Below are 23,803 nucleotides of genomic sequence, written 5' to 3'. Positions count from 1 at the left end.
GTCAGCGCAGGACCAGTACCGGAATGGTGGAATGGGTCAGCAGCTTCTGGGTTTCGCTGCCCAATAGCAGGGCTTGCATGCCGCGGCGTCCGTGGGAGGCGATCACCACCAGATCGCAACCGCGCTCCTTGGCCACGTCGAGCATGGCTTTCCAGGGGTGGATGTCTTCGGCAATGATGGGCTCGAAGGCCAGATCAGCGGCCTTGCAGGCGTCCTGCAGGGGCTTGAGGGCGTCTTCCGCCTCTTGCGTGACGTGCACGCGGTATTGGTCCGCCGTGATGGGCACGGTTTCGGCAAGGCCGGAGTAGGGATACGGGTCGGTGACGTTGAGGCCCACCACCGCAGCGCCACAGCTTTTGGCCAAAGCTACCGCATGGGGAATCACTTTGGCCCCGGTGTCGGAACCGTCGGTGGGGACGAGTATTTTTTTATACATATCGATCTCCGTTTAGAGTAGGTGAGCTGTAGGTGAACTGATCGAGATTGCGGTGGACAGAAGCCTCAATCACTATCCATATGCTGCTCCTCGAATGTATTGGCGGGCTTGTTGCAGATCAAACCTTGCCGGGTGTGCGCCCGGTTGCCACGGGGCGTGCGGGATCGGCGCACCACTCGCTCCAGGAGCCGGGGTAGAGCAGGCTGCCGTCCATGCCGGCGTAGGTCATCGCCAGCAGATTGTGGCAGCCCGTGACGCCGGAGCCGCAATGATGGATCACATCGCGCGGGTCCCAGTCTTCGAGCAGCGCGGTGAATTCTTCGCGCAATTGCTCGCGCGATTTGAAGGTGCCGTCGGGCTGCAGATTGGTCTGGAAGAAGCGGTTTTTCGCCCCGGGAATATGCCCGCCGACCGGATCGATCGGCTCGACTTCGCCCGCATATCGCTCCGGCGCGCGCGCGTCCAGAACGAGGTGCTTGCCACTGTGCAGGTTGTCGAGCACACCGCGCGCAGGCACGGCGCCTACCAGCGCGGGGCGGCGGCTGAAGTCACCCGGGGCTCTAGCCGCTGGCGCCGTGCCCTCGCTCGCGCCGCCAGCGGCCGTCCAGGCCTGCCAGCCGCCGTCGAGCACGGCCACCGCATCGTGGCCGAGCCAGCGCAGCATCCACCACAGGCGCACGGCAAAGCTGCCCCCCGAGCGGTCGTAAACGACGACCTGCTGGTTTTGGCGCAGGCCGAGTTGGGCGAGCCGGGCTGCGAAGGCGTCGGCATCAGGCAGAGGGTGCCGACCGTTGTGCCCGCTTTTTGGGGAGGACAGATCGCGGTCGAGGTGAAGAAAGATCGCGCCAGGAATATGAGCCTGGTCATAGGCCTGCTGGCCCGCTTCGGGCTGGGCGAGGTCATGACTGCAGTCGACGATGAAAGCGTCACGCAGTGAGGCCAGTTCGGAGGCGGTAATCAGGGTGGTGTAGTGTGAGGACATGGTGCGTAGCGTCTGTTCCGAAGCAGGGAATGCGGAACCATAAAGCAAAAACCCGCACGGTGGCTTCCGATGCTGGTTGAAAGGGTCTGCAGCCCGCTCAGGCTGGAACCTGCAGTTTGTCGCGGTACCAGGCGTGGAAGTGGCGCATGCCGTCTTCCATCGGCGACTGGTAGGGGCCGTGCTGATCGTCACCGCGCTCGAACAGCGCCCTGCGGCCAGCGTCCATGCGCTCGGCGATCTCGTCGTCTTCTGCGCAGGTTTCCATATAGGCCGCGCGCTCGGCCATGATGAACTCGCGCTCGAACGCTGCGATTTCTTCCGGGTAGAAAAACTCCACCATGTTCAGGGTCTTCTGTGGGTCCAGCGGGTAGAGCGTGGACACCACGAGTACATGCGGATACCACTCCAGCATGATGTTGGGGTAGAGGGTGAGCCAGATGGCGCCGTGTTCGGGCAGCTTTTTGTCGGAGCGGAAGTTGAGTACCGCCTGATGCCATTTGCTGTACACCGCGCTGCCCGGGTGCTGCAGACCTTCATGAACGCCCACGGTCTGCACGCTCCACTGCGGCGCGAACTGCCATTGCAGCACGTTGCAATCGACGAATTTGCCCAGCCCGGGATGGAAGGGCACGACGTGGTAGTCCTCCAGATAGACCTCGATGAAGGTCTTCCAGTTGTAGTTGCACACGTGCATTTCGGTGTGGTCGTGCACAAAGCCGGTGAAGTCGAACTCCTTGAGCACGGCCAGTTGCGCCATGGTCTGGGCCACGGGATAGCCGTTGTCCTCGAACAGCATGCCGTTCCAGCGCTGCAGCGGGTAGGTTTGCAGATGCAGGCAGGGGTCTTGCTCGAAGTGCGGGGCGCCGACGAGTTGACCGTCGAGACCGTAGGTCCAGCGGTGCAGCGGGCAGACGATGTTCTTGCCCGTGCTGCCCATGCCGCGCAGCATCACGGCCTGTCGGTGGCGGCAGATGTTGGAGAGCAGTTCAATGCCTTCAGGCCCGTGAATCAGCGCGCGGCCTTCACCTTCCTGGGCGAGCGCGGCGTAGTCGCCGATCTTGGGTACCGTGAGTTCATGTCCGAGATAGCGCGGGCCGGAGCGGAATATCTGTTCCTGCTCCAGCTTGAACAAGTCGTCATCGAAATAGGTTGAAACCGGCAATTGCAAATGATCTTGCGACAGACGAATGCTCAGATCGGACATGATGGCGATGCACCTCCACAATTCGTTGAAAAGAACCCCTACCTAATGCAGCGGCCGATTGTAGAGTCCATGCTTCACGCCGAGCCGCGATGCCGCGCCTAAAATGGGTGCCTTTCATCCCTTCGCCACAAGATGCCCGCCGCCAAAACTGCCCGCCATGCCGATCAGGCCCCAGCCAGCTACGAACAGGCGCTGGCCGAGTTGGAGCAGATCGTGCAGGCCATGGAAGGAGGGCAGCTCAGCCTCGACGACACGCTGTCTTCCTACAAGCGTGGCAATCTGCTGCTGCAGTTCTGCCGCGGCAAACTGCAGGCGGTGGAGCAGCAGGTTCAGGTGCTCGATGGCGAGCAGCTCAAACCCTTGCGCACGGAACCCGATGAGGAGGATGACCGTGTCTGAGGTGCTGCAGTTGGAGAGCGTGCCACCGGGTTCCACCGAACCGGGCTTGCTGCCGCTCAACCACTCCTTCGATCACTGGCTGCACCAGCACCAGGCTCGGGCCCAGCAGTTGATCGAGCGCTTTGTGCCGCCGGAGCATCCGCTGGTGCCGCAGTTGCACGAGGCCATGCACTATGCCGCGGCCATGGGAGGCAAGCGCGTTCGCCCCCTGCTGGTGTGGGCGGCTGGCGAGTGTGTGCAGGCCGACGATCAGGCGCTCGACCGTGCCGCCTGCGCGGTGGAATTGGTGCATGCCTATTCGTTGGTGCACGACGATCTGCCCTGCATGGACGACGACGTGCTGCGGCGCGGCCAACCGACAACCCATGTGCGATTCGGTGAAGCCTTGGCGCTGCTGGCCGGAGATGCCTTGCAAGCCCTGGCCTACGAAGTGCTGACGCCCGAGGCAGACATCGCCCCGGCGCTGCAGGCGCGGCTGTGTGCGTTGCTGGCGCGGGCTTCCGGCGCTGACGGCATGGCCGGTGGCCAAACGCTCGACATTCTTGCGACCGGAGGCGCGGTCAGCGGTGACGATCTGATGCATATGCACAGCCGCAAGACCGGCGCCTTGCTCAAGGCCAGCGTGCTGATGGGCGCAGCCTGCGGCGGATTCGATACGGCGCATCCGGCGCAAACGTATACGGCTCTGGAAACCTATGGCGACGCCGTGGGCCTGGCCTTTCAGGTAGTAGATGACATTCTGGATGTCACCGGCGATTCACATACCCTCGGAAAAACCGCGGGCAAAGACGCGCAGCAAAACAAGTCCACCTACGTCTCGGCGCTGGGTCTCGATGCCGCGCGCAAGCTGGCGCATGGTCTGCGCGACAAGGCGCAGGCCGCACTCGACACCCTGCCGACGCCGCAACGCGCGGCCAGCCAGCGCTTGCGCGAACTGGCCGATCTGATCGTGTTGCGCGAGCATTGACCTGGCCACACCTCGATTTCCCCATCTACTCAAGAGACAGTCGCTATGAATCAACGCCACGCTAGCGCGCTCCCGGCTCTCGCTGCAGCCACTGCGCTGGGCTCGCTGGGCGGGGCGCTCTGGCTGCAGCGCAAGGGGTTTGCCCCCTGTCCGTTGTGCATTCTGCAGCGCATGGCTTATCTGGGCGTGTTGATTTTTTCGCTTTCCGCCATCAGCCTGATGCGCTCGAATGCTCGGCTTGCCGCGCGTGTCGTGTTGGGCTTCGGAGTGCTCAGCGGCCTTGTCGGGCTGGGTTTTGCCGCCCGGCATATCTGGCTGGTTTTGCACCCGGGGCAGCTCTGTGGCCTCGATCCGCTGGCTGCGGTGATCAACCACTGGCCGGTTACGCAGTGGGCGCCGTGGATGTTTCGCGCAGATGGGCTTTGCGCCGATACCCCTTCGGTGTTCGGTTTGGCGCTGCCGTTCTGGTCCGCGGCCGGATTCGTTCTGGCGTCTGCCCTGCTGCTCGCCGCGATGTGGCGTCGCGCTTCTCCCCCAACACGCTGACTCAGGCGCCGCTCCATGCGTGGTCCCACGCTTCGCCATCATGACTGCTACGTTTTCTCTGCTGAACCGCATCGCCTCGCCTGAAGATCTGCGTGCGCTCGACCGCGCGCACCTGCGGCAACTGGCGGTTGAGTTGCGTGAATTCATTCTGCAATCGGTGTCGCGCACTGGCGGGCATCTGTCGTCGAACCTCGGCACCGTGGAATTGACCATTGCGCTGCACGCGGTGTTCAACACCCCGCATGACCGACTGGTGTGGGATGTCGGGCATCAGACCTACGCCCACAAAATTCTCACCGGACGCCGCGAAGGCATGCGCGGCTTGCGGCAGAAGGGCGGCATATCCGGCTTTCCGCGCCGTGACGAATCGCCGTTCGATGCCTTCGGCACCGCGCATTCGTCCACCTCGATTTCGGCCGCGCTGGGCATGGCGCTGGCCGCGCAGCGCAAAGGCGAATCGCGGCGCGTGGTCGCCGTGATCGGCGATGGAGCGCTCACGGGGGGCATGGCTTTCGAGGCGCTCAACAACGCCGGCGTGCACCCCGAGGCCGATCTGCTCATCGTGCTCAACGACAACGACATGTCGATTTCTCCGCCGGTGGGCGCGCTCAATCGCCACCTCACCGGCCTGCTGTCGGGCGGACTGTTCACCGCCGCGCGCAGCACCGCCAAACAGGTGCTCAGCGCCGCGCCGCCTTTGCTGGGCCTGGCGCGCCGCCTGGAGGAATATGCCAAGGGGCTGGTGGCGCCTTCGCCTTTGTTCGAAGAGCTCGGGGTGAAGTATTTCGGCCCGATCGACGGGCACGACCTCGACGCGCTCATTCCCACCCTGCACAATCTGCGCGACATGCACGGCCCCATCCTGCTGCATGTGGTGACCAAGAAGGGGCAGGGCTACAAGCTGGCCGAGGCCGATCCGGTGGCCTATCACGGGCCTGGACGGTTCGATCCGGCTGTGGGGCTGGCGCCCGGCAAACCGGGCAAGGCGCCCACCTTCACTCAGGTGTTCGGCCAGTGGCTGTGCGACATGGCGCAGGCCGACGCGCGTCTGGTGGGCATCACGCCGGCCATGCGCGAGGGCTCCGGCCTGGTTGAGTTCGCCGAGCGCTTTCCGCAGCGTTATTTCGATGTCGGCATTGCCGAGCAGCACGCAGTCACCTTTGCTGCCGGTCTGGCTTGCGAAGGCATGAAGCCGGTGGTGGCGATCTACTCCACCTTCCTGCAGCGCGGCTACGACCAGGTGATTCACGATGTGGCCATTCAGAATCTGCCGGTGATGTTCGCGGTGGACCGGGCCGGTGTGGTGGGGGCGGACGGGGCGACGCATACCGGCGCCTTCGACATCCCCTTCCTGCGCTGCGTGCCCAATCTCAGCGTGCTCGCCCCGGCCGACGAAAACGAATGCCGGCAACTGCTCACCACGGCCTACCGCCACGATGGTCCTGCGGCCGTGCGCTACCCGCGCGGCAGCGGTGCTGGCGTGGCCGTGCAGACCTCGCTCACCGAATTGCCCTGGGGGAAATCGCAGCCGCGGCGCGCCAGTGCCGCCAAGCCGGGACAGCGCATCGCCATACTCGCTTTCGGCCCGGTGCTCTACGCCGCGCTACAGGCGGCTGAAGAGTTCGACGCCAGCGTGATCAATATGCGCTTTGTGAAACCGCTCGATACGGCGGCGCTGCTGGCCGCTGCAAGCAGCCACGATGCCCTGGTCACCCTGGAAGAAGGGGTGGTCAGTGGCGGGGCGGGCTCGGCCTGTCTGGAGGCACTGCAGGCTGCGGGCGTTGAGATTCCGGTGCTCAACCTCGGTCTGCCCGACGCCTGGCTGGAACATGGCGACCCCGCGCAAATCACCACTGACATCGGGCTGGACGCCGCGGGCATTGCCGCGAGCGTGCGCAAACGCTTTGGCGCCTTGCTCAGCCCGGCTGGACGTCAGCGCGCGGCCAACGAATAAAACCTCACGGTGTGCCGAGGCACTGGCCGAGGTTATTCGCCAGATTGCGCATCAGCTGGGTATAGCCTTCCAGGCCCAGCGGGCCCTTGGCGCCAAGCGGGTCGAGTGTGCCGATTCGCGCCTGGGTTCCCTCGATCAAGGTCTGCACCAGACGCGGTTCGAACTGAGGCTCGGCAAACACGCAGACCACGCCCAGCGACTTGATCTTGTCGCGCATCTGACTCACGCGTCGCGCATTGGCCATGGCGTCGGGGCTGACCAGAATCGAGCCGACCGCACGCAGCCCGAAGGCATGTTCGAAGTATTGATAAGCGTCGTGAAACACGATGAAGGGCTTGCTTTTGACCGGGGCGAGTTGCGCGGTGAGTTCCGCCGTCATGGCATCGATGCGCTGCACCGCCTGCTCTGCATTGGCCTGGTATTGCGGCGCATGTTGCGGGTCTTTCGCTGCCAGCGCGCGGGCCGCGGTGCGCACGATGACCTTGGCATTGGTGGGCGACAGCCAGAGATGGCCATCGAAGCTGCCGGTGTGCATCGGGTCATGTTCGTCGCTGTGTTCATGCTCGTCGCCGTGGTCGTGCGACACCGCCAGCTTCGGGGCAGGGCGCTTGCGTTCCCAGTCGCCGCCCGTGCGCGCGGGCAACAAGTCCATGCCGGGCTGGGTGGAAAGCGTGGCCACCTGGGTCGATTTGGGCAGCGCCTTGGTGATCTTGATCAGCGCAGGCTCGACGTCCGGCCCGATCCAGAACAGAAGCTGCGCCTGTTCGGCGCTGGCCCGCTCCGAGGGCTTGAACGCATAGGTGTGGGGCGAATTTCCCGGCGGAATCAGCACCGTGGGTTTGCCCACCCCGGCCATGACGGCCGCCACCAGATCGGCCACGGGTTTGATACTCACCGCGACCCGCGGCGTTTCAGCCTGCGCCCCCAGCGGGGTCAGGGTTGCAGCGATCAAAGCCGAAAGGGATAAGAGGCGTCGTAGGAAGATCATTTTGAACGATGACGTGGAGAAAGTAATTAGTTACAATATAACACTTGCAACAGAAAATAACGCCCTTGTCTCTCACAGAACCCCTTATCGCCCTCGAGGGCATCCATGTGCAACGTCACGGTCACGCCCTGCTCACCGACGTCAGCCTGCGCGTGCTGCCGCGTCAGATCGTGACGCTGGTCGGCCCAAATGGTGCGGGCAAGACCACCTTGGTGCGCGTGCTGCTCGGCTTGATGACCGCGGATCGCGGCGTCGTGCGGCGGCGTAGCGGGCTGCGCGTGGGCTATGTGCCGCAGCGTTTTACCCCGCCGCCCAGCCTGCCGATGGATGTGGACGGTTTTCTGCGTCTGGCGGGCCCGAGTACCGAGCCGCAGCGCGAGCAGCGGCTGGCAGAGAACGGCGCCGGCGATCTGCTGCGGCGGCCGCTGCGGGCGCTTTCCGGCGGAGAAATGCAGCGGGTACTGCTCGCCCGGGCGATGCTGCGCGAGCCCGATTTGTTGGTGCTCGACGAACCGGCGCAAGGGCTCGATGTGCAGGGCCAGCAGGAGTTCTATGCCTTGATCGCCCGCCTGCGTGACTCATCCGGTTGTGGCGTGCTGCTGGTTTCGCACGATCTGCATCTGGTCATGGCCGCCACCGACGAGGTGGTTTGCCTGGAGCGCCATGTGTGCTGCGTGGGGCGGCCCGAAGACATCAGCGTGCATCCGGAGTACCTGCGACTTTTCGGGCGCGATCTGGCCGGGCTGGCGGTCTATCGTCATCACCACGATCATCATCACGATCTGCACGGCAATATCGTGCCCGATGCAGCCGAAGGACGGACGCCCCATGACTGAATTCCTGCTGCCTGATTTCGTCTGGCGCGCCTTGATCGGCGGCGTGGGCGTGGCGCTGTTGGCAGGGCCGCTGGGTTGCTTTGTGGTGTGGCGCCGCATGGCCTACTTCGGCGAAACGCTGGCGCACTCGGCCTTTCTGGGCGTGGCGCTGGGGCTGCTGCTGCACCTCGATCCGGTCATCGGCGTGCTCGCGGTAAGCGTGGTCATCGCCCTCGTTCTGGCGCGGCGACAACCGGCTGAAGGCATTGCCGAAGATACGCTGCTCGGTCTGCTGGCGCACACCAGTCTGGCGCTGGGCTTGGTGGTGCTGGCCTTCATGGAGGACGTACGCGTCGATTTGTTCTCTTACCTGTTCGGCGACATCCTGGCGCTCAGGGCGGCGGATTTGGGTTGGATTCTTCTGATCGACGTTGTGGGCCTGTCTTTGCTGGCCTGGCTGTGGCAGGGCTTGCTGGCGCTCACCGTGCATGAAGAACTCGCCGCCGTCGAGGGGCGGCGGGTGAAATGGCTGCAACTGGCGTTCATGCTGGTGCTGGCGGTTTTCGTCGCGCTGGCGATGAAACTCGTGGGTATTTTGCTCACCGTCGCCATGCTCATCATTCCGGCGGCGGCGGCGCGGCGACTGGCGCGCACGCCGGTGCAGATGGCGCTGGGGGCGGCCGCAATCGGTGCTGTCGCCGTCCTGCTGGGGCTGCTGGCCTCACTGCATTCCGACCTGCCCTCGGGCCCCGCCATGGTGGTCGCGGCGGCGCTGCTGTTTCTGCTGCTGCGGGTGCTCCCGCAGCGCGGCTGACCCAAATCGTCCCACTCGGCGTTGCAAATGCGCGCCGTGCCGACGGGCACGGCTGTGCTTTGCGCCTTGATTGGAACCCTTTGGGCGCGCTGCTCGGCCACGCCGGATTCATTCACACCCTCTGGCGCCGCCATTTCCGCAGACCGGACAAGGATGTGCGCTGTCCGGGATAATCCGAGAACTTTTCTCAACTATGCTCCGGCCGGGCGATACCGAACCCCATCGGCGCAGCCCCACCCGTCATCCCATGAACAAACCCTTTGAAGCCATTCCGGATATCCAGAGCACTGTGGACGAGCGCCATATCGCGATCCAGCGGGTCGGGGTCAAGGGCTTGCGCTATCCGCTCAATGTGCGTCTGCGCGACGGCAGCATTCACCCGAGCATCGCCCAGGTAACGGCCGACGTCGCGCTGCCCGCCGAGAAAAAGGGCACGCATATGTCGCGCTTCGTCGAACTGCTCGAAGCCATGCCCGAGGCGATGGACGCGCAGGCGTTTGCCGCGCTCACCCGGCAGATGCTGCCCAAGCTCAATGCCACGGCGGGGCGTCTGGAATTCGCCTTCACCCTGTTTCTGCGCAAAACCGCACCGGTCTCGGGCGTGCAAAGCCTGCTCGACTACGAAGCGGGGTGGATCGCCCAAGCGCGCGGCGATCAACTCAAGCTGACCGCCAAGGTGATGGTGCCGGTGAAATCGCTGTGCCCGTGTTCGAAGGAAATCTCGGATTACGGCGCGCACAACCAGCGCTCGCACATCACCATCACGGCCGAACTGCTTCAGCCGGTGGCGCTGGAAGAACTCATCCGCATTGCCGAGGAAGAGGCGTCGTGCGAGATCTGGGGCCTGCTCAAGCGCCCGGACGAAAAATATGTCACCGAGCACGCCTACGAAAATCCCAAATTCGTCGAGGATCTGGTGCGTGATGTTGCCGCCCGGCTCAATGCCGATCCGCGCATCGGGCACTACGTGGCCGAGGCGGAGAACTTTGAGTCCATCCACAATCACTCGGCCTACGCGCTGATCGAGCGGGTTTGAGCGGCGTCATTCGAGCTCGCGCAAGGCCTTGAGACGGTAGAGGGTCTCAAGCGCCTGACGCGGCGTGAGGGTGTCGGGATCGGTGTCATCGAGCGCCTCGATTAGCGCTTCGTGAGTGGGGGCTGGCGCTGGCTCTGCTTCATCGATTTCTGCAGACGCGGCAAACAAATCGAGCTGCGCTTCCTGTTGCTGATGCTGGCGCTCTAGCGCGTCGAGCCGCTTGCGGGCGTCGCGGATGACGGCAGGCGGCACCCCCGCCAACTGGGCGACCTGCACGCCATAGCTGCGGCTGGCCGGCCCTTCGCGCACCTCGTGCAGAAACACAATGCCCTGCGGCGTTTCCGCTGCGCCCACATGCACATTGGCGGCCTGCGGGTGGCGCAGCACCAAGTCCGTCAACTCGAAGTAATGTGTGGCGTACAGGGTGAGGCTGCGGTTGCGGTCGTGCAACTGCGCCGCAATGGCCGCGGCCAGCGCGAGGCCGTCGAAAGTGGAGGTGCCGCGCCCGACCTCGTCCATCAACACCAGGCTGTGGGGCCTGGCCTGCCGCAGAATCGCCGCGGTTTCGGCCATTTCGACCATGAAGGTCGATTGCCCGCCGGCCAGATCGTCGGAAGCGCCGATGCGGGTGAAAATCGCGTCCAGCGGGCCGATGCGAGCGCTGCGGGCCGGGACATAGCTGCCGAGATAGGCGAGCAGGGCAATCAGCGCGGTCTGCCGCATATAAGTGGATTTGCCGCCCATGTTCGGCCCGGTGAGAATGAGCAGGCGGCGCTGTTCGTCGAGCTGGCAATCGTTGGGAATGAAGCGGTCAACCCTGCTCTCGATGACCGGATGGCGGCCACCCACGATGTCGATGCCCGGCGCCTCGACGAACTCGGGGCAGACCCAGCCGAAGGTGCTCGCGCGCTCGGCCAGGGCGGCGAGAGTGTCGAGCAGGGCGACGGCCTGTGCGGCGCGGCGGATATCGGCCAGCGCGGGTTGCAGCGCTTCGATGACGCCCTCGAACAAGACTTTCTCACGTGCCAGTGCGCGATCCTGCGCGGAAAGCGCCTTGTCCTCGAAAGCCTTGAGTTCCGGGGTGATGTAGCGCTCTGCGCCTTTGAGCGTCTGGCGGCGACGGTAGTCGTCGGGCACTTTGTCGGTTTGGCCGTGGGTGACTTCGATGAAAAACCCATGAACCTTGTTGTATTGCACCCGCAGATTGGCGATGCCGGTGCGCGCGCGCTCGCGCTGTTCCAACTCCATGAGAAAGCTGCCGCAGTCGGTGTCGATGGCGCGGAGTTCGTCGAGTTCGGCATCGAAATCGGCCGCGATCACACCGCCATCGCGCAGATTCAGCGCGGGTTCGGCCGCGATGGCGCGTTGCAGCAAGGCGGCGGGTTCGGGCGGCAAATCAAGCTGCGCATCAATGGTTTGCAGCAAGGCGCAGCGCTCGAACGCGGCCGCCTGGCGACGCAGTGCAGGCAGGCGCTGCAGGCCGTCGCGCAACGCCGACAGTTCGCGCGGCTTGGCCTGCTTCAGCGCGATGCGCGCGGCAATGCGCTCCAGATCGGCCATGCCGCGCAGGCTGCCACGCAATGCCGCCAAGTCGCCGTCGATCAGTGCCTGCAAAGCGGCGTGGCGCGCGCGGGCGACGTTGGCGTCACGCGGTGGCGCCTGCAGCCAGTCGCGCAGCAGGCGGCTGCCCGCCGCAGTCTGACAACTGTCGAGATGGGAAAGCAGCGTGGGGCTGTCTTCGCCGCGCAAGGGTTGCAGAATCTCCAGATTCCGGCGGGCCACGGCGTCCAGCCGCAGACTGTGTTCGGCTCGCTCAACGCGCAGATCGGCCAGCAGGGGCAGCGTGCCACCCTGGGTCTGCTCGGCGTAGGTCAACAAGGCGGCAGCGGCGGCGTGTGCCGCGCCCAGGGCTTGCGCGCCGAACCCGTCGAGATGCGCCACCTGCAGCTGCGCGCAGAGCTTGCGCAGACCGAGCGCGGCGTCGAAATGCCATTCCGGTCGCTCGGTCGTATGGGGCCAACGAGGTTCGTTCGGCAGGCTTTGGTGTTGCGGCCACAACACCTCGGCAGGCGCGATGCGGGCCAGCCAGTCGGGCAGGGCGGCCGCTTCGCACTGCGCCAGGGTGAGGCCGCCGCCGGTCAGCGCCATCCACGCCAGCCCCCATTCGCCACGCGCCGTTTTCGGCGGCGCAATGGCCAGCAGAATGGCGTCGCGCTTGTCGTCGAGCAGCGTCTGTTCGGTGAGCGTGCCCGGTGTGACCACCCGCACCACACGGCGTTCGACCAGCCCCTTGGCCTGCGCCGGATCGCCGATCTGCTCACAGATCGCCGCTGACTCACCGAGCTTGACGAGTTTGGCCAGATAGCCATCGAGCGCCTGCGCCGGCACCCCAGCCATGATGACCGGCTCGCCCGCCGACTGACCGCGCCGGGTCAGCGTGATGTCGAGCAGCCGCGCGGCCTTCTCAGCGTCGTCGTAAAACAGTTCGTAGAAATCGCCCATGCGACACAACAGCAGCGTGCCGGGATGCTCCGCCTTCATGCGCAGGTATTGCTGCATCAGCGGTGTGTGCGCGGAAATGCTACTCAATTGATTTCCTTGATAAAATTTTCTAAGTTATTGTTAATAAGTGGTGTTTTCAGCATATCGAGCGCGTGGCGAGAGCCTGAGAAATCGGAACATCGACCTGCGAAACATCTCTGCACTAATGATTCAGGCGTAGCTTTTTGGGCGTTGATAAAAAAGTTACGCCAAAAATTTCTCCTCCCAGAAAAACTTACGCTGACTTCTGTGCCGATTATGGAGTTTGGCGCGCGCTGCTCTCATGCTCTTTCCGGGAAAGCTCATGGCGCCAACACCGGGCAAATGCCAGAGCCCAACGGTACGCGATGTTTGCGATATCTATCTGAGAGAGCACATCAAGAATCGAGCCGAAAAGGGGAGGGTGGAGATTCGTCGGACGTTCGATTTGATGCTTGCAGGCATTGCCGACCTCGATGCCGCCACAGTCACCCGCAAGGTCGCATCAGTTCATCTCAGCGATTCGACCACATCCCAGTGCAGGCGGCGATCCTGCAAGGAATTGAGGGCGGCCTGGAACACCGCCCGGATTCCGGCGATCTTCCGCAGACCACGCCAAATGGGTGGCGTTCGGCGCTCCGCGGCAAACTCAAGTCCAAAGAGCGCGCGAAGCTGGTCGATGAGTCGCAAGGGCAACGGCTGGGATCATCTGCCGACCGAGAGCCTGTGGGTCAGCCCGATGAAGTTCGAAGCAAACTGGCACGCGGGCCAGTCAAAACAAGCCGCGTAACCAGGTGGCTTTGGACTATGTCGAACAGGGGCAAGGTCTCTGCTTCGATCGGCTCACCCCGCGCAGCATGACAGTTGTGTCACATCCTTGGTGAAGGTCTGGGCGGCCAACTTCAGGCCTTCGACCATGGTCAGGTAGGGGAACAACTGATCGGCCAGTTGCTGCACCGTCATGCGGTTGCGAATGGCGAGCGCAGCCGTCTGGATGAGTTCGCCTGCCTCGGCGGCCACCGCCTGGACGCCGAGCAGGCGTCCGCTTTGCGCCTCGGCGACAAGCTTGATGAAGCCGCGCGTATCGAAGTTGGCCAGGGCGCGGGGGACGTTGTCCAGGCTCAGCGTGCGGCTGTCGGTCTGGATGCCTTGTCGCTGCGCCTGCGCCTCGCTCAGTCCCACCGTGGCCACTTGCGGGTCGGTGAACACCACGGCCGGCATGGCCGAGAGGTCGAGCGTCGCCTCGCCGCCGGTCATGTTGACGGCCGCACGCGTGCCCCCGGCTGCGGCCACATAGACGAATTGCGGCTGATCGGTGCAGTCGCCTGCGGCGTAGATGTGCGGCACATTGGTGCGCAAGTGGTCATCGACCACGATGGCGCCGTGCGCATCGCATTGCACGCCTGCAGCGTGCAGATCGAGCGCCGCGGTGTTGGGCGCGCGGCCCGTGGCCACCAGCAGGCGCTCGGCGCGGATCTCGCCTTGGTTCGTGCTCAGCGCGAAGCAGCCGTCGGCGTAGGCTGCCGCGCTGACTTGGGCGTGAGTCAGCACGGTGAGGCCCTCTTCGCGCAGTACGGCGGTCAACGCCTCGCCGATGGCCGGGTCGTCGCGCGACAGCAGGGTGTTGCGCGCAAGCAGGGTGACCTGGCTGCCCAGGCGGGAGTAGGCCTGGGCCAGCTCCAGCGCGACGACCGATGAGCCGATGACCGCCAGGCGCGGCGGAATCGTATCGGCCTCCAGCGCCTCGGTCGACGTCCAGTACGGCGTGGCCTTCAGTCCCGCAATCGGAGGAATGGACGGGCTGGCGCCGGTGGCGATGAGGCAGCGGTCGAAGCTCACCTGGCGTGTGCTGCCGTCGTGCAGGGTCACGGCCAGCGTTCGGTCGTCCTGGAACCGGGCGGCGCCGCGCAGGGTCGCGATGGCGGGCTGCCCGTCCAAAATGCTTTCATACTTGGCGTGGCGCAGCTCATCCACCCGCGCCTGCTGCTGCGCGAGCAGTCTGTCGCGCAGGATGGTGGGCGTACAAGGTTGGATGCCGGCGTCGAATGGGCTGTGGCGGCGCAGATGGGCGATGTGCGCTGCGCGGATCATGATCTTGGACGGCACACAGCCGACGTTGACGCAGGTGCCGCCGATCACCCCGCGTTCGATCAGCGTGACGTGCGCGCCGCTGTCGGCCGCCTTGATCGCCGCAGCCATCGCCGCGCCGCCGCTGCCGATGACGGCGATGCGCAGACCGCTGGCGTCAGCGCGGGCAGGAGGGGTAGAACGGGCCGAGTCGGTTGAACCGTGCGACGGCAACGGCGCGCGATCCGCCTGCTTCGCCGCGTAGCCGGCCTTGGCCACGGCCGCAGCCATCGCGTCGAACGAAATGCAGTCATCGGCCACGACTTCGGCCATCCCCTGCGGGTACGACACCTGCGCGGATTTCACGCCCGGCAGCGTTTCCAGGGCGTGTTTGACGTGGGCGGCGCAGGCGTTGCAGGTCATGCCGCTGATGCTCAGGATTTCCATGGGCTTCTCTTCGGGTTGGAGGGGGCCGGTTCAGATCGGCCGGTCGCGTGCGCTGTGGCCGCAGCAAAGCGCGATCGGCTCATCACAGACGGCTTATTGCACGACCGTCGAGGGATAGCCCGCATCGGTGGTGGCTTTGATCAGGGTCTTGACGTTGGTCTTGGCATTGTCGAAGGTGATCACGGCGTCTTTTTTCATCTCATCCACGCTGACTTTTTCCACGCCGGGAACGGCGGTCAGCGCCTTGTGCACGGTGATCGGGCAGACCCCGCAGGTCATGCCCGGCACGGCGAGGGTCACGGTCTGCTCTGCAGCCCAGGCAGGGGCACTGAAAACGCAGGCGGCGGCAATAGCAGTCAGGAGCTTGTTCATGTGGATTCCTTTCGATTCAATAAAACAGGGGAGCGACATAGGGAAACGACAGCGCCACGACGATCAGCGCGGCGACGATCCAGAACAGCAGCCGGTAGGTGGCGTTGACCTGGGGAATGGCGCAGACCTCGCCCGGTTTGCAGGCTGCAGGCGCTCTGAACAGGCGGCGCCAGGCGAAGAACAGGGCGATGAGAGCCGCGCCGATGAAAATCGGCCGATACGGTTCGAGCAGGGTGAGGTTGCCGATCCACGCGCCGCTGATGCCCAGCGACAGCAGGATCAGCGGGCCCAGGCAGCAGGTCGAGGCCAGGATGGCCGCGAGCCCGCCGGCAAACAGCGCGCCGCGCCCGGTGGGCGCGTGTGGTGGTCTGGATTGCGACATGCCGAAACTCCATGGAGTGGACGATGTCGGCACTGTAGAGCCGTACCAAAGTACGGAGTCAAGCAGCATCGCGCTTTGGTTGACAAGGCGGCATGGCCTTTGCCGTTCAGCCCGACGCACGGCCGCTGGAACCTGGCTGCTCAGGGATCGTGAACCTCGCCGTGGAGCGCGTCGATCAGGGGGCAGGACATGGAGCCATAGCTCACGCGCCTGGTCGCAGTGCATGCCGTCATCGAGCTGCAGCAAACCGGCAATCTCGTCGAGGCTGAAGCCCAGACCTTGGGCCGATTTGATGAAACGCAGGCGGGCAACGTCACCGGGCCCGTAATGACGGAAGCTTCCCTGGGTTCGCTCGGGTTCACCCAGCAAGCCCTTGCGCTGGTAGAACCGGATGGTTTCGACGTTGACGCCGACCGCCTTGGCGACGGCGCCGATGGTCAAACCATTTGAATTAAGTTGCATCATCTTGGCTCCGATTGATCGTCATGCTTTCTAAGTGCGATCGCGTGTAGCCTTTGCGATCGTTGCGACTGGAGAGCTGCGCCCCTATGGCTGCATTATTCTCAAAAAGGGGTGCGGCTCTGAGGGGCGAATGAAACCTAACCTCAAATGCCGAACGGCTGTTGATTCAGACCCTGGATTCGGCCACGATGCGCACCACGATCTTGCCCTTTGCCTCGCGCTGGCTGAGCCGCAGAAGGGCTTGTGTGGCGTGCTCCAAACCCAGCTGTTCCGTGATTTCCGGGCGCACACTCCCAGCCACAAACCACTGCAGCAATTGCCGCACGTTGGCGGCATGCTGCCTGGGGTTGCGCTGCAAGGCCTCGCCCCAGTACACGCCGAGAATCTGGCGCTCCTTCAGTAGCGCCAGATTCAGTGGGATGCGGGGAATGTCGCCCGCAGCGAAACCCACCACAAGATAGCGGCCACGCCAAGCCGTGGCGCGCAGCGCGGCTTCGGCGTAAACGCCTCCCACAGGATCCAGCACCACGTCGGCGCCTTTGCCGTCTGTCAGTTCCATCAGGCGTTGGCGCAGGTCCTCGCTGGCATAGTCCAGCAGCGTGTCAGCGCCATGCTGCTGCGCCAATTCCAGCTTGGCCTTGCTCGAAGCTGCGGCGATCACCCGCGCGCCCATGGCCTTGGCAATGTCAACTGCGGCCAACCCCACGCCGCCACCCGCACCCAGCACGGCCAAGGTCTCGCCGGGTTGCAACTGTGCGACGTCTTTAAGCGCATGGATGCAGGTGCCGTAAGTCAGCATGAACGCCGCGCCCTGCTCGAACGACATGCCGGACGGCAAAGGCATGATGCGCTGCGCATCCACTGCGCAGCGCTCGGCCAGGCCGCCGTGACCGGCGAAGGCGATGACGGCATCGCCAGGTTTGTAGGCCGTCACGTCTGCGCCCACCTGGAGGATGATTCCGGAGAACTCGGCGCCGGGTGAAAAAGGTAGGGCAGGCTTGGCTTGGTAAAGGCCCTGGACGATGAGCGCATCAGGGAAGTTCAGTGCGCAGGCACGCACTGCAACCACCACCTCGCCAGCTGCCGGCGCTGGATCGGGGGCATCTTGCAGCCGCAAGGTATCAATCGGGCCATAGGCTGTGCAGAGCAAGGCTTTCATCGTGACGCCTCCGCTGCCTCGCTTGGCGTGGACGCGGCAGGCGGGGTGAGTGGCGTGGGGTTGCGGCCCAGCACCATATCCTGAGCGCGCAACTCCACCGCCTGCAGAATTTTGCGGTGCGGCACGATGTAGAACTGGCCTTGCTCTATGGCCGCGAAGGTGATGCCCGCAATGTCGTCAGGCGTGAGCTTGCCGGACTGCACCGCTTGGGCCATGCGCTGGGCATAGGCGGCCGATTGCGGCGTCAACTCGGGTTCGGTGCCGAAACGCGGCTGGCGGTGGCGCGCACTCTGGTTGATGCCGGTGGGTACCCAGGCCGGACAAAGCACCGAGACACCGACTTGCGATGCCTGCTCGGCAAGCTCCGCATACAAGGTTTCCGACAAGGTGACCACGCCGTGCTTGCTCACGTTGTAGGCCGCCATGCCGGGACTGGACACCAAGCCTGCTGCGGAGGCGGTGTTCACCACATGGCTGGGCTCGCTTTGCCGTTGCATGCGCGGCACGAAATGGCGAATGCCGTGAACCACGCTCATCAGGTTGACGCCCAGCACCCATTCCCAGTCGGCGGTGCTGTGCTCGGTGGTCAAGCGGCTGTAGCCCACGCCAGCGTTGTTGCACAGCAGGTGCACAGCGCCGAAGCGGGCAAAACTGGCATCGGCCAGGGCTGCCACATCGGCCTCGCGGCTGACATCGGCGGCCTGCAGCAGCAGGCGCTCGGGCGGCAGGTCGAGGCTCGCTGCAGCGTGGTGCAAGCGTTCGGTGTCGAGGTCGGTCAGCACCAGCTTCATATTGCGCCTGGCCGCCTGCCGCGCCAGGGCGAGACCAATACCACCGGCGGCCCCGGTAATGACAGCAATGTTGTCTTGGTAGATTTGCATGGTGGTTTTGTGAGTGGGTTTCAGGAGCAGCCTGACGTTCAGTCGGGGTCGAACACGATGACGCCACGGGCGTTGTGCCCGGCTTGCAAGTCGGCGAAGGCTTGCGCGGCTTGTTCGATGGTGTAGCGCTGGGTGATGAGTTCGTCGAGCTTCAGCCGTCCGCTGCGGTAGAGCGCAATCAGCCGCGGAAAGTCCTGGCGCGGTCGCGCCGAGCCATACATGCTGCCGGTGAGGGTTTTTTCCTCAAAGGTCAGGCTGGCGGTGCGCACGCTGGTGGTGTCGGCCTGCGCCGCCACACCGACCACCACGGCAGTTCCGCCTTTGCGTAAGCTGGCGTAGGCTTGTGCGACGAGCACTCCCAAGCCGACACACTCGAAGGCGTAGTCCACGCCGCCGCCTGTGAGCTTCTTGATGATCTTGACCACATTCGAATCGGTGCTGGCGTCGATGGTGTGCGTGGCGCCGAACAGGCGGGCGAATTCAAGCTTGTGCGCCATGGTGTCCACGGCGATGATGCTTGCGGCTCCTGCGATGGAACTGCCTTGAATGGCGTTCAAACCCACACCACCGCAGCCAAACACGACCACGCTGGAGCCGGCCTCCACCCGCGCGGTGTTGAAGGCCGCGCCCACGCCAGTCATCACGCCACATGCAATCAAACAGGCTGGTTCCAGCGGCATGGCAGCGTCGATTTTCACCACGTTGTCAACATGCAGTGTGGCGAATTCGGCCATCACGCCGCAACCTGAGAACACCGAAAGCGGCTGGTTGTCCGTGTCGAAGCTGCGTACGCTGCCATCGGGCAGCGTGGTCAAGGTTCTGGCAGCCTGATCACATAATTGCGGCCGACCGGTCTGACAATAGCGGCAGTGGCCACACATGCTGACGAAGGAAGTCACCACGGAATCGCCAACGGCAAGCTCGGTCACGCCTTCGCCGATCTCGACGACGACGCCTGCGCCCTCGTGCCCCAGCACCAAAGGCGGCGGCATGGGAATGGTGCCATTCGTCGCCGAGAGGTCGCTGTGGCACACCCCACAAGCGGCTAGGCGGATGGTGACTTCGTTGCGGCGCGGCGGCTCGACGTGGATGGTCTCAACTTCAAACGGCCGATCCGGTCCACGGCAGACAACGGCGCGGGCATTGCGTACGGGCATGGCTGGACTCCAGAGTGCGTCAGGCTGCGCGCAGGCTGTTGGCGTAGCGCTGCAAATGGCTGTCGCTATCGTGCAGCCAGAGTTCGATGACGGTGAGTCGCTTGAACCAATGGCTTACCTGCATCTCGTCGGTCATGCCCATGCCGCCGTGCAATTGCACGGCCTGTTGCGACACATAGCTGCAAGCCTGGCCGACACGGGCTTTAGCGGCCGCCAGAAGTCGGGTGCGGTGCACGGCGTCGCCCTGTGTGCAGACATCGGCGGCAAGCAAGGCCATGGATCGTGCCTGCTCAAGCTCCATCCACATGCGCACGGCGCGGTGTTGCAGCACCTGAAAGCGGCCTATGGGCTGGCCGAATTGTTGGCGTGTGTTGAGGTAAGTCACAGTGGCGTCCAGCGTGGCTTGAAGGATGCCGACGGCCTCGGCGCACAGTGCGGCGAGCCAGACATCGCGCATGGCGCCGTATAGCGCAGCGCCCTGGCCGGGCCGGTCGATGCGGGCTGCAGCAGGCAGGCGCACGCCGTCGAACGTCACGTTGGCGGCACGCTGGCCGTCGAGCAGGGGATAGGCGCGGAGATGCACGCCGCTGCTGCCTGGCTCCACTGCGAGCCAAGCCATTTGTCCATCACCAGCTGTTGCCGAGACCAGCAGGACATCGGCAAACTGCGCTTGCAGCACCAAACTCTTGGCGCCGTGCAGCAGCCAGCCATCGCCGTCGTGTCGCGCCTGGGTTTGCGGTTGCTCGGTGGCGAAGCCATGCTCGGCTTCGAAGTGCGCAGGCGTGGCAATCGCTCGGCCTTCAGCCATACGCGGCAACCAGGCACGCGCTGCTGCCGTCTCGCTGCACCCGCTGAGCAGATGCGTTGCTAGAAGGCTGCTTGCGACCACGGGCTCCAAGGGTAGCGCCGGCGCCAGAGTCTGCAGCGCATGCAAGCCATCCTGCACACTTGCGCCCAGGCCGCCAAATGTCTCGGGCACCAGCAGCGCGGTTATGCCAAGCTCGGCCAGCAGGGCCCAGGACTGCGGGCTGAAACCCGCGCCAGCCGCAAGCGCGCGGCGCTGTTCGAAGCTGTAGTCGCGCTGCATGAAGCGCTCCAGGGCGTCAGCCAGTTGGCTTTGTTGTTCCGTTGCGTGCCACTGCATGGTGCGCCTCCTCACAGGCCCAGCGCACGCGCCAGGATGCCGTTTTGAATTTCGTTGCTGCCACCAAAGATGGAAAGCTTGCGCCAATTGGCGTATTGCGCGGCCAGCCTGCCACTCTCGTCCTCGCCTTTGTTCCCGGAATCCGGCGTCTGGAATTCGAAGGACAGGGCGCGATGACCCGCGGCGTGCATCAGCAGCTCAGCCACACGCTGTTGCAACTCACTGCCCAGCACCTTGAGCATCGAGCTTTCCGGTCCGGGTGGGCCTTCGCGTTGCAGCATGCGCAGTTGCGTGATTTCCAGCGCCAACAGGTCGATCTCCAGTTGGGCAATGCGTGACGCGAACAGCGGATCATCCAGCAGCGTTCTCCCTGGCTTCGATTCACGCGCTACCAGATCTTTCAGCCGCGACAGTTCCCGCTTGGCGATGCCGACTCCGGCAATATTGCTGCGCTCATGCCCAAGCAGATATTTGGCAATGGTCCAACCCTGGTTTTCATCGCCGACACGGTTGGCCACGGGCACGCGCACCGCGTCGAGCCAGACTTCGTTCACCTCGTGCTCACCGTCCAGAGTGATGATGGGACGCACGCTGACGCCGGGCGAACGCATGTCGATCAGCAGGAAGGAAATACCCTGCTGTGGCTTGGCTTCCGTGTCGGTGCGTACCAGACAGAACATCCAGTCTGCGTATTGCCCGAGCGTGGTCCAGGTCTTCTGGCCGGTAACGATATAGTCGTCACCATCACGCACTGCGCGGGTTTTGAGCGATGCCAGATCCGAGCCAGCGCCTGGTTCGGAATAGCCCTGACACCACCACACATCTCCACTGACAATGCCAGGTAGCAGCGTCTTGCGCTGCGTCTCCGTACCAAAACGCATCAGTACAGGGGCCAGCATCTTGAGGCCGAATGGCAGTTGTCGCGGCGCTCCGGCCCGGGCACATTCCTCATCGAAAATGGCTTGCTGCACGGCGTTCCACGAGGTGCCGCCATACTGCAACGGCCAGTTGGGCGCGCCCCATCCATGGGCGTGGAGGATGCGTTGCCAGAGAACAAAATCGTCTTTGTTCAAACGTAAGCCATGCAGAACCTTGTGGCGTAGCGATGCGGGCAGTTTGTCATGCAGGAATGCACGAACTTCAGCGCGAAACGGTGCGTATTCCGGAGTGAAATCGGGTTCGAAATCCATGTTCATCTGGCGTACCTGTCTAGGTCGTAAATGCCTGAATGCCGGTCTGCGCGCACCATTGGATTAGTGCGTGCATCTCTTCTTGTGTGCGAGTTTGCAGGCCGTCAGGATCGGAGCCGTATTCAATCTCCGACAGGCCGAAAGAGCCGATTTTTGCCTTGCCGTAAATTGGCGGTAGCGGGGAATCCGGCAATCCCATGTCGCCAAAGGCGTGGAACAGCCCAGGGTCGTTGGTTTCATGGCGGACGGCCTGCAACATCTTGGGGCAAGTTCTCGTGCACAAAACTCGGGCGCGGCACCATGCACAGCACGCTTGTCGACCGAGATTTGCAACTCCAGCTGCAAGGAATCGTCCCCATGAAAATGGCGGGCTGACCATAAAAAAGTATGAAAATTTGATGAAAGTCGAATCAATGTAAAAACTGCTGTGCGGAATAATGTTCCGTGAAATATGATGTCGATTGTTCGACTTGCCTTCCGGCGTGTCAAGGCTGGGGTCAGTTCATCACGATGCACTCGACGATGCTTCGTGCGCGATGACTCTGATCACCAGACACCGCTCGGCGTGGCAACGACTATCAAAACAGCACAACACCGACACAGCTCATGAACGCGCGCCGCATCAACACCGAGTCAATCCAGGCAGCAGCCCCTGGCGACACCGTACCCAAGGACGAGCGGCAGTTCGTCACTGCCTTAGCGCGCGGCCTGGAGGTGCTGTCGAGCTTTCGCTCACGCGACAAGGCGCTAGGCAATCTGGATATCGCCCAGCGCTGCAAGCTGCCCAAGTCCACGGTTTCGCGCCTGACCTACACGCTCACGCGATTGGGCTACTTGACGCAAGACGCAGACAGCGGCAAGTACCGACTCGGGGCCGCGACGCTATCGCTGGGCAGCACGGTACTGGCACGCATGGACATTCGCCAAATCGCCAGGCCTCTGATGCAGGAACTGGCCGATGCATCCAAGGGTATGGTGTCGCTGGGAACCCGCGATCGGCTCTCGCTGATTTACGTGGAAAACTGCCGCAGCGTTTCGGCGCTGACCCTGAGTCTGGACGTGGGCTCGCGTATCCCTATTGCCACCACGGCCATGGGGCGCGCTTACCTTGCCGTGGCTGGCGAGCGTGAGCGTGCGGCCATTTTCGACGACCTCGCTGCGCTTGATGAGTTGGCGTGGCCGACGCTCAAGCGCGGTATCGACAGGGCGCTGAGCGACTATCGCAACCTCGGTGTGGCCTGCTCGTTCGGCGACTGGCAGCCAGACGTGAACGCCATCGCCGTGGGTTTTGACCCCGGCAATGGCATGCCGCTAATGGCAATGAATTGCGGTGGCCCGGCGTTCCAGTTGACACCCGATTTTCTGCTCAATGAGGTGCGCCCAAAACTCCTCGCCATAGTGCAGCATCTGGAAGGTTTGGCGACCCGCTAAGTCAGTTCGACCTGAGCAAGTAGCAGCTCAGGTTGCCGCCAGAAAACTGCGTATGGCGGCCTCAACCGCATCGGGTTCCTCATGCACCACCCAGTGCGAAGCACCCGGCACACGGTAAATATGCAAGTCGGGCACCACGGCTCCAAGATCTTCGAGTAGCACGGGCAGCAGCGCCTGATCTTGCTCACCCCAAATGTCGAGCGTGGGCATGGGCACGAGAAAATCCTCAGGGTCAAGCTTCAAGCCCGCTGCTCCAGCCTGCCCGGCAGTGGGCGGCACCAAGGGAGATGCGCGGTAATAGTTGAGCATCGCGTCCATTGCCCCGGGCCGATTCCAGGCCTGTTTGTAGAGTGAGTATTCCGGCCCAACGTGACCGGTGATTCCGGGAACGTGACCGATAGCCCGGCGAAGGTGAGCGGGAGGATTCCGGGAACGTGACCGGTGATTCCG

Annotated in this window: 24 protein-coding genes and 2 pseudogenes; 10 read left to right on the top strand and 16 right to left on the bottom strand. The window is 63.9% G+C overall.

Features of this window, described 5'->3' with window-relative positions; translation table 11 throughout:
• Position 1: 1 nt before the first annotated feature.
• From B7X30_RS07150 to B7X30_RS07140, 3 genes are all read right to left on the bottom strand, one after another.
• On the bottom strand, positions 2 to 436 hold the full coding sequence (locus B7X30_RS07150; protein WP_013105778.1) for a universal stress protein: 435 nt from the start codon (positions 434 to 436) through the stop codon (positions 2 to 4).
• Positions 437 to 554: 118 nt separating this feature from the next.
• The gene (locus tag B7X30_RS07145) at positions 555 to 1,418 is read right to left on the bottom strand and encodes a sulfurtransferase (RefSeq protein ID WP_286730042.1); all 864 of its coding nucleotides are present in this window, start codon (positions 1,416 to 1,418) and stop codon (positions 555 to 557) included.
• Positions 1,419 to 1,515: 97 nt separating this feature from the next.
• Complete coding sequence (locus tag B7X30_RS07140; protein ID WP_286730041.1) at positions 1,516 to 2,622, bottom strand: aromatic ring-hydroxylating oxygenase subunit alpha; 1,107 nt, start codon at positions 2,620 to 2,622, stop codon at positions 1,516 to 1,518.
• A gap of 132 nt (positions 2,623 to 2,754) precedes the next feature.
• Between B7X30_RS07140 and B7X30_RS07135 the strand changes: the two genes are divergently transcribed.
• The 4 genes from B7X30_RS07135 to dxs are packed head-to-tail and all read left to right on the top strand — an operon-like array spanning position 2,755 to position 6,488.
• On the top strand, positions 2,755 to 3,021 hold the full coding sequence (locus B7X30_RS07135) for an exodeoxyribonuclease VII small subunit (RefSeq protein ID WP_013105782.1): 267 nt from the start codon (positions 2,755 to 2,757) through the stop codon (positions 3,019 to 3,021).
• A complete protein-coding gene (locus B7X30_RS07130; RefSeq protein WP_286730040.1) occupies positions 3,008 to 3,988 on the top strand; it encodes a polyprenyl synthetase family protein in 981 nt (326 codons plus the stop codon). Before B7X30_RS07135 ends, B7X30_RS07130 begins: the two co-directional genes overlap by 14 nt.
• A 45-nt stretch (positions 3,989 to 4,033) precedes the next feature.
• Positions 4,034 to 4,534 carry a disulfide bond formation protein B gene (locus tag B7X30_RS07125; RefSeq protein WP_286730039.1) on the top strand — a complete coding sequence of 167 codons (501 nt, stop codon included), beginning with the start codon at positions 4,034 to 4,036 and terminating at the stop codon, positions 4,532 to 4,534.
• Between the two features lie 40 nt (positions 4,535 to 4,574).
• Positions 4,575 to 6,488: a 1-deoxy-D-xylulose-5-phosphate synthase gene (gene dxs / locus B7X30_RS07120; protein WP_286730038.1), complete on the top strand. Its 1,914-nt coding sequence runs from the start codon at positions 4,575 to 4,577 to the stop codon at positions 6,486 to 6,488.
• A gap of 4 nt (positions 6,489 to 6,492) precedes the next feature.
• Here the strand turns inward: dxs and B7X30_RS07115 are convergent, their stop codons facing one another.
• A complete protein-coding gene (locus B7X30_RS07115; RefSeq protein ID WP_286730037.1) occupies positions 6,493 to 7,440 on the bottom strand; it encodes a zinc ABC transporter substrate-binding protein in 948 nt (315 codons plus the stop codon).
• 101 nt (positions 7,441 to 7,541) lie between these two features.
• On the opposite strand from B7X30_RS07115, the gene B7X30_RS07110 reads away from it, so the two are divergent.
• The 3 genes from B7X30_RS07110 (at position 7,542) to folE2 (ending at position 10,141) form a co-directional block, all read left to right on the top strand.
• On the top strand, positions 7,542 to 8,312 hold the full coding sequence (locus B7X30_RS07110; protein WP_286730036.1) for an ATP-binding cassette domain-containing protein: 771 nt from the start codon (positions 7,542 to 7,544) through the stop codon (positions 8,310 to 8,312).
• Positions 8,305 to 9,105 carry a metal ABC transporter permease gene (locus B7X30_RS07105; RefSeq protein ID WP_286730035.1) on the top strand — a complete coding sequence of 267 codons (801 nt, stop codon included), beginning with the start codon at positions 8,305 to 8,307 and terminating at the stop codon, positions 9,103 to 9,105. Before B7X30_RS07110 ends, B7X30_RS07105 begins: the two co-directional genes overlap by 8 nt.
• Positions 9,106 to 9,352: 247 nt before the next feature.
• Positions 9,353 to 10,141 (top strand): GTP cyclohydrolase FolE2, encoded by a 789-nt coding sequence (gene folE2, locus B7X30_RS07100; RefSeq protein ID WP_286730034.1) that lies wholly within the window; start codon positions 9,353 to 9,355, stop codon positions 10,139 to 10,141.
• A 6-nt stretch (positions 10,142 to 10,147) separates the two neighbouring features.
• On the opposite strand, the gene mutS is transcribed toward folE2, so the two are convergent.
• Positions 10,148 to 12,700 carry a DNA mismatch repair protein MutS gene (gene mutS / locus B7X30_RS07095; RefSeq protein WP_286730060.1) on the bottom strand — a complete coding sequence of 851 codons (2,553 nt, stop codon included), beginning with the start codon at positions 12,698 to 12,700 and terminating at the stop codon, positions 10,148 to 10,150.
• A 286-nt stretch (positions 12,701 to 12,986) separates the two neighbouring features.
• On the opposite strand from mutS, the gene B7X30_RS07090 reads away from it, so the two are divergent.
• Positions 12,987 to 13,451, top strand: a complete 465-nt coding sequence (locus B7X30_RS07090; RefSeq protein WP_286730061.1) for a hypothetical protein — start codon at positions 12,987 to 12,989, stop codon at positions 13,449 to 13,451.
• 53 nt (positions 13,452 to 13,504) lie between these two features.
• Here the strand turns inward: B7X30_RS07090 and merA are convergent, their stop codons facing one another.
• From merA to B7X30_RS07070, 4 genes and pseudogenes are all read right to left on the bottom strand, one after another.
• The gene (gene merA, locus B7X30_RS07085) at positions 13,505 to 15,175 is read right to left on the bottom strand and encodes a mercury(II) reductase (protein WP_286730033.1); all 1,671 of its coding nucleotides are present in this window, start codon (positions 15,173 to 15,175) and stop codon (positions 13,505 to 13,507) included.
• Between the two features lie 93 nt (positions 15,176 to 15,268).
• The gene (merP, locus tag B7X30_RS07080) at positions 15,269 to 15,547 is read right to left on the bottom strand and encodes a mercury resistance system periplasmic binding protein MerP (RefSeq protein WP_156052629.1); all 279 of its coding nucleotides are present in this window, start codon (positions 15,545 to 15,547) and stop codon (positions 15,269 to 15,271) included.
• 16 nt (positions 15,548 to 15,563) lie between these two features.
• Entirely contained in the window at positions 15,564 to 15,929 is a 366-nt protein-coding gene (gene merT, locus B7X30_RS07075; RefSeq protein ID WP_013123235.1) for a mercuric ion transporter MerT, read from the bottom strand.
• Positions 15,930 to 16,112: 183 nt separating this feature from the next.
• A pseudogene (locus tag B7X30_RS07070) lies at positions 16,113 to 16,391 on the bottom strand (MerR family transcriptional regulator); the annotation flags it as partial.
• A 34-nt stretch (positions 16,392 to 16,425) separates the two neighbouring features.
• Between B7X30_RS07070 and B7X30_RS15715 the strand changes: the two are divergent.
• Positions 16,426 to 16,497, top strand: a pseudogene (locus B7X30_RS15715) (RbsD/FucU domain-containing protein); the annotation flags it as partial.
• Positions 16,498 to 16,557: 60 nt separating this feature from the next.
• Here B7X30_RS15715 and B7X30_RS07065 read toward each other — a convergent pair.
• From B7X30_RS07065 to B7X30_RS07040, 6 genes are read right to left on the bottom strand one after another with little or no spacing between them, the layout of a single operon-like run.
• Positions 16,558 to 17,550: an NADPH:quinone oxidoreductase family protein gene (locus B7X30_RS07065; protein WP_286730032.1), complete on the bottom strand. Its 993-nt coding sequence runs from the start codon at positions 17,548 to 17,550 to the stop codon at positions 16,558 to 16,560.
• Complete coding sequence (locus B7X30_RS07060) at positions 17,547 to 18,431, bottom strand: SDR family NAD(P)-dependent oxidoreductase (RefSeq protein WP_286730031.1); 885 nt, start codon at positions 18,429 to 18,431, stop codon at positions 17,547 to 17,549. The genes B7X30_RS07065 and B7X30_RS07060 overlap by 4 nt, the downstream gene beginning before the upstream one ends.
• 38 nt (positions 18,432 to 18,469) lie before the next feature.
• On the bottom strand, positions 18,470 to 19,588 hold the full coding sequence (locus B7X30_RS07055) for a zinc-binding dehydrogenase (RefSeq protein WP_286730030.1): 1,119 nt from the start codon (positions 19,586 to 19,588) through the stop codon (positions 18,470 to 18,472).
• 19 nt (positions 19,589 to 19,607) lie between these two features.
• Positions 19,608 to 20,732 (bottom strand): acyl-CoA dehydrogenase family protein, encoded by a 1,125-nt coding sequence (locus B7X30_RS07050; protein ID WP_286730029.1) that lies wholly within the window; start codon positions 20,730 to 20,732, stop codon positions 19,608 to 19,610.
• Positions 20,733 to 20,743: 11 nt separating this feature from the next.
• Complete coding sequence (locus B7X30_RS07045; RefSeq protein WP_286730028.1) at positions 20,744 to 21,928, bottom strand: acyl-CoA dehydrogenase family protein; 1,185 nt, start codon at positions 21,926 to 21,928, stop codon at positions 20,744 to 20,746.
• A gap of 13 nt (positions 21,929 to 21,941) precedes the next feature.
• Entirely contained in the window at positions 21,942 to 22,181 is a 240-nt protein-coding gene (locus B7X30_RS07040) for a hypothetical protein (protein WP_041608407.1), read from the bottom strand.
• A 347-nt stretch (positions 22,182 to 22,528) separates the two neighbouring features.
• Between B7X30_RS07040 and B7X30_RS07035 the strand changes: the two genes are divergently transcribed.
• Positions 22,529 to 23,353, top strand: a complete 825-nt coding sequence (locus tag B7X30_RS07035) for an IclR family transcriptional regulator (protein ID WP_286730027.1) — start codon at positions 22,529 to 22,531, stop codon at positions 23,351 to 23,353.
• A 27-nt stretch (positions 23,354 to 23,380) separates the two neighbouring features.
• On the opposite strand, the gene B7X30_RS07030 is transcribed toward B7X30_RS07035, so the two are convergent.
• Complete coding sequence (locus B7X30_RS07030) at positions 23,381 to 23,596, bottom strand: alpha/beta fold hydrolase (protein WP_286730026.1); 216 nt, start codon at positions 23,594 to 23,596, stop codon at positions 23,381 to 23,383.
• Positions 23,597 to 23,803: the final 207 nt, after the last annotated feature.

Source organism: Thiomonas sp. 13-64-67 (assembly GCF_002282795.1).
GTDB lineage: Bacteria > Pseudomonadota > Gammaproteobacteria > Burkholderiales > Burkholderiaceae_C > Thiomonas > Thiomonas arsenitoxydans.
The sequence above is the reverse complement of the archived record's forward strand: the minus strand, read 5'-3'. Positions and strand labels throughout refer to the sequence as shown.

Excerpts from the sequence above, each read along its gene's own strand:
- B7X30_RS07150 (WP_013105778.1), bottom strand. The coding sequence starts at position 436 with ATGTATAAAAAAATACTCGTCCCCACCGACGGTTCCGACACCGGGGCC.
- B7X30_RS07145 (WP_286730042.1), bottom strand. The coding sequence starts at position 1,418 with ATGTCCTCACACTACACCACCCTGATTACCGCCTCCGAACTGGCCTCA.
- B7X30_RS07140 (WP_286730041.1), bottom strand. The coding sequence starts at position 2,622 with ATGTCCGATCTGAGCATTCGTCTGTCGCAAGATCATTTGCAATTGCCG.
- B7X30_RS07135 (WP_013105782.1), top strand. The coding sequence starts at position 2,755 with ATGCCCGCCGCCAAAACTGCCCGCCATGCCGATCAGGCCCCAGCCAGC.
- B7X30_RS07130 (WP_286730040.1), top strand. The coding sequence starts at position 3,008 with ATGACCGTGTCTGAGGTGCTGCAGTTGGAGAGCGTGCCACCGGGTTCC.
- B7X30_RS07125 (WP_286730039.1), top strand. The coding sequence starts at position 4,034 with ATGAATCAACGCCACGCTAGCGCGCTCCCGGCTCTCGCTGCAGCCACT.
- dxs (WP_286730038.1), top strand. The coding sequence starts at position 4,575 with ATGACTGCTACGTTTTCTCTGCTGAACCGCATCGCCTCGCCTGAAGAT.
- B7X30_RS07105 (WP_286730035.1), top strand. The coding sequence starts at position 8,305 with ATGACTGAATTCCTGCTGCCTGATTTCGTCTGGCGCGCCTTGATCGGC.
- folE2 (WP_286730034.1), top strand. The coding sequence starts at position 9,353 with ATGAACAAACCCTTTGAAGCCATTCCGGATATCCAGAGCACTGTGGAC.
- mutS (WP_286730060.1), bottom strand. The coding sequence starts at position 12,700 with ATGCAGCAATACCTGCGCATGAAGGCGGAGCATCCCGGCACGCTGCTG.
- B7X30_RS07090 (WP_286730061.1), top strand. The coding sequence starts at position 12,987 with ATGGCGCCAACACCGGGCAAATGCCAGAGCCCAACGGTACGCGATGTT.
- merA (WP_286730033.1), bottom strand. The coding sequence starts at position 15,175 with ATGGAAATCCTGAGCATCAGCGGCATGACCTGCAACGCCTGCGCCGCC.
- merP (WP_156052629.1), bottom strand. The coding sequence starts at position 15,547 with ATGAACAAGCTCCTGACTGCTATTGCCGCCGCCTGCGTTTTCAGTGCC.
- merT (WP_013123235.1), bottom strand. The coding sequence starts at position 15,929 with ATGTCGCAATCCAGACCACCACACGCGCCCACCGGGCGCGGCGCGCTG.
- B7X30_RS07065 (WP_286730032.1), bottom strand. The coding sequence starts at position 17,550 with ATGAAAGCCTTGCTCTGCACAGCCTATGGCCCGATTGATACCTTGCGG.
- B7X30_RS07060 (WP_286730031.1), bottom strand. The coding sequence starts at position 18,431 with ATGCAAATCTACCAAGACAACATTGCTGTCATTACCGGGGCCGCCGGT.
- B7X30_RS07055 (WP_286730030.1), bottom strand. The coding sequence starts at position 19,588 with ATGCCCGTACGCAATGCCCGCGCCGTTGTCTGCCGTGGACCGGATCGG.
- B7X30_RS07050 (WP_286730029.1), bottom strand. The coding sequence starts at position 20,732 with ATGCAGTGGCACGCAACGGAACAACAAAGCCAACTGGCTGACGCCCTG.
- B7X30_RS07045 (WP_286730028.1), bottom strand. The coding sequence starts at position 21,928 with ATGAACATGGATTTCGAACCCGATTTCACTCCGGAATACGCACCGTTT.
- B7X30_RS07040 (WP_041608407.1), bottom strand. The coding sequence starts at position 22,181 with ATGTTGCAGGCCGTCCGCCATGAAACCAACGACCCTGGGCTGTTCCAC.
- B7X30_RS07035 (WP_286730027.1), top strand. The coding sequence starts at position 22,529 with ATGAACGCGCGCCGCATCAACACCGAGTCAATCCAGGCAGCAGCCCCT.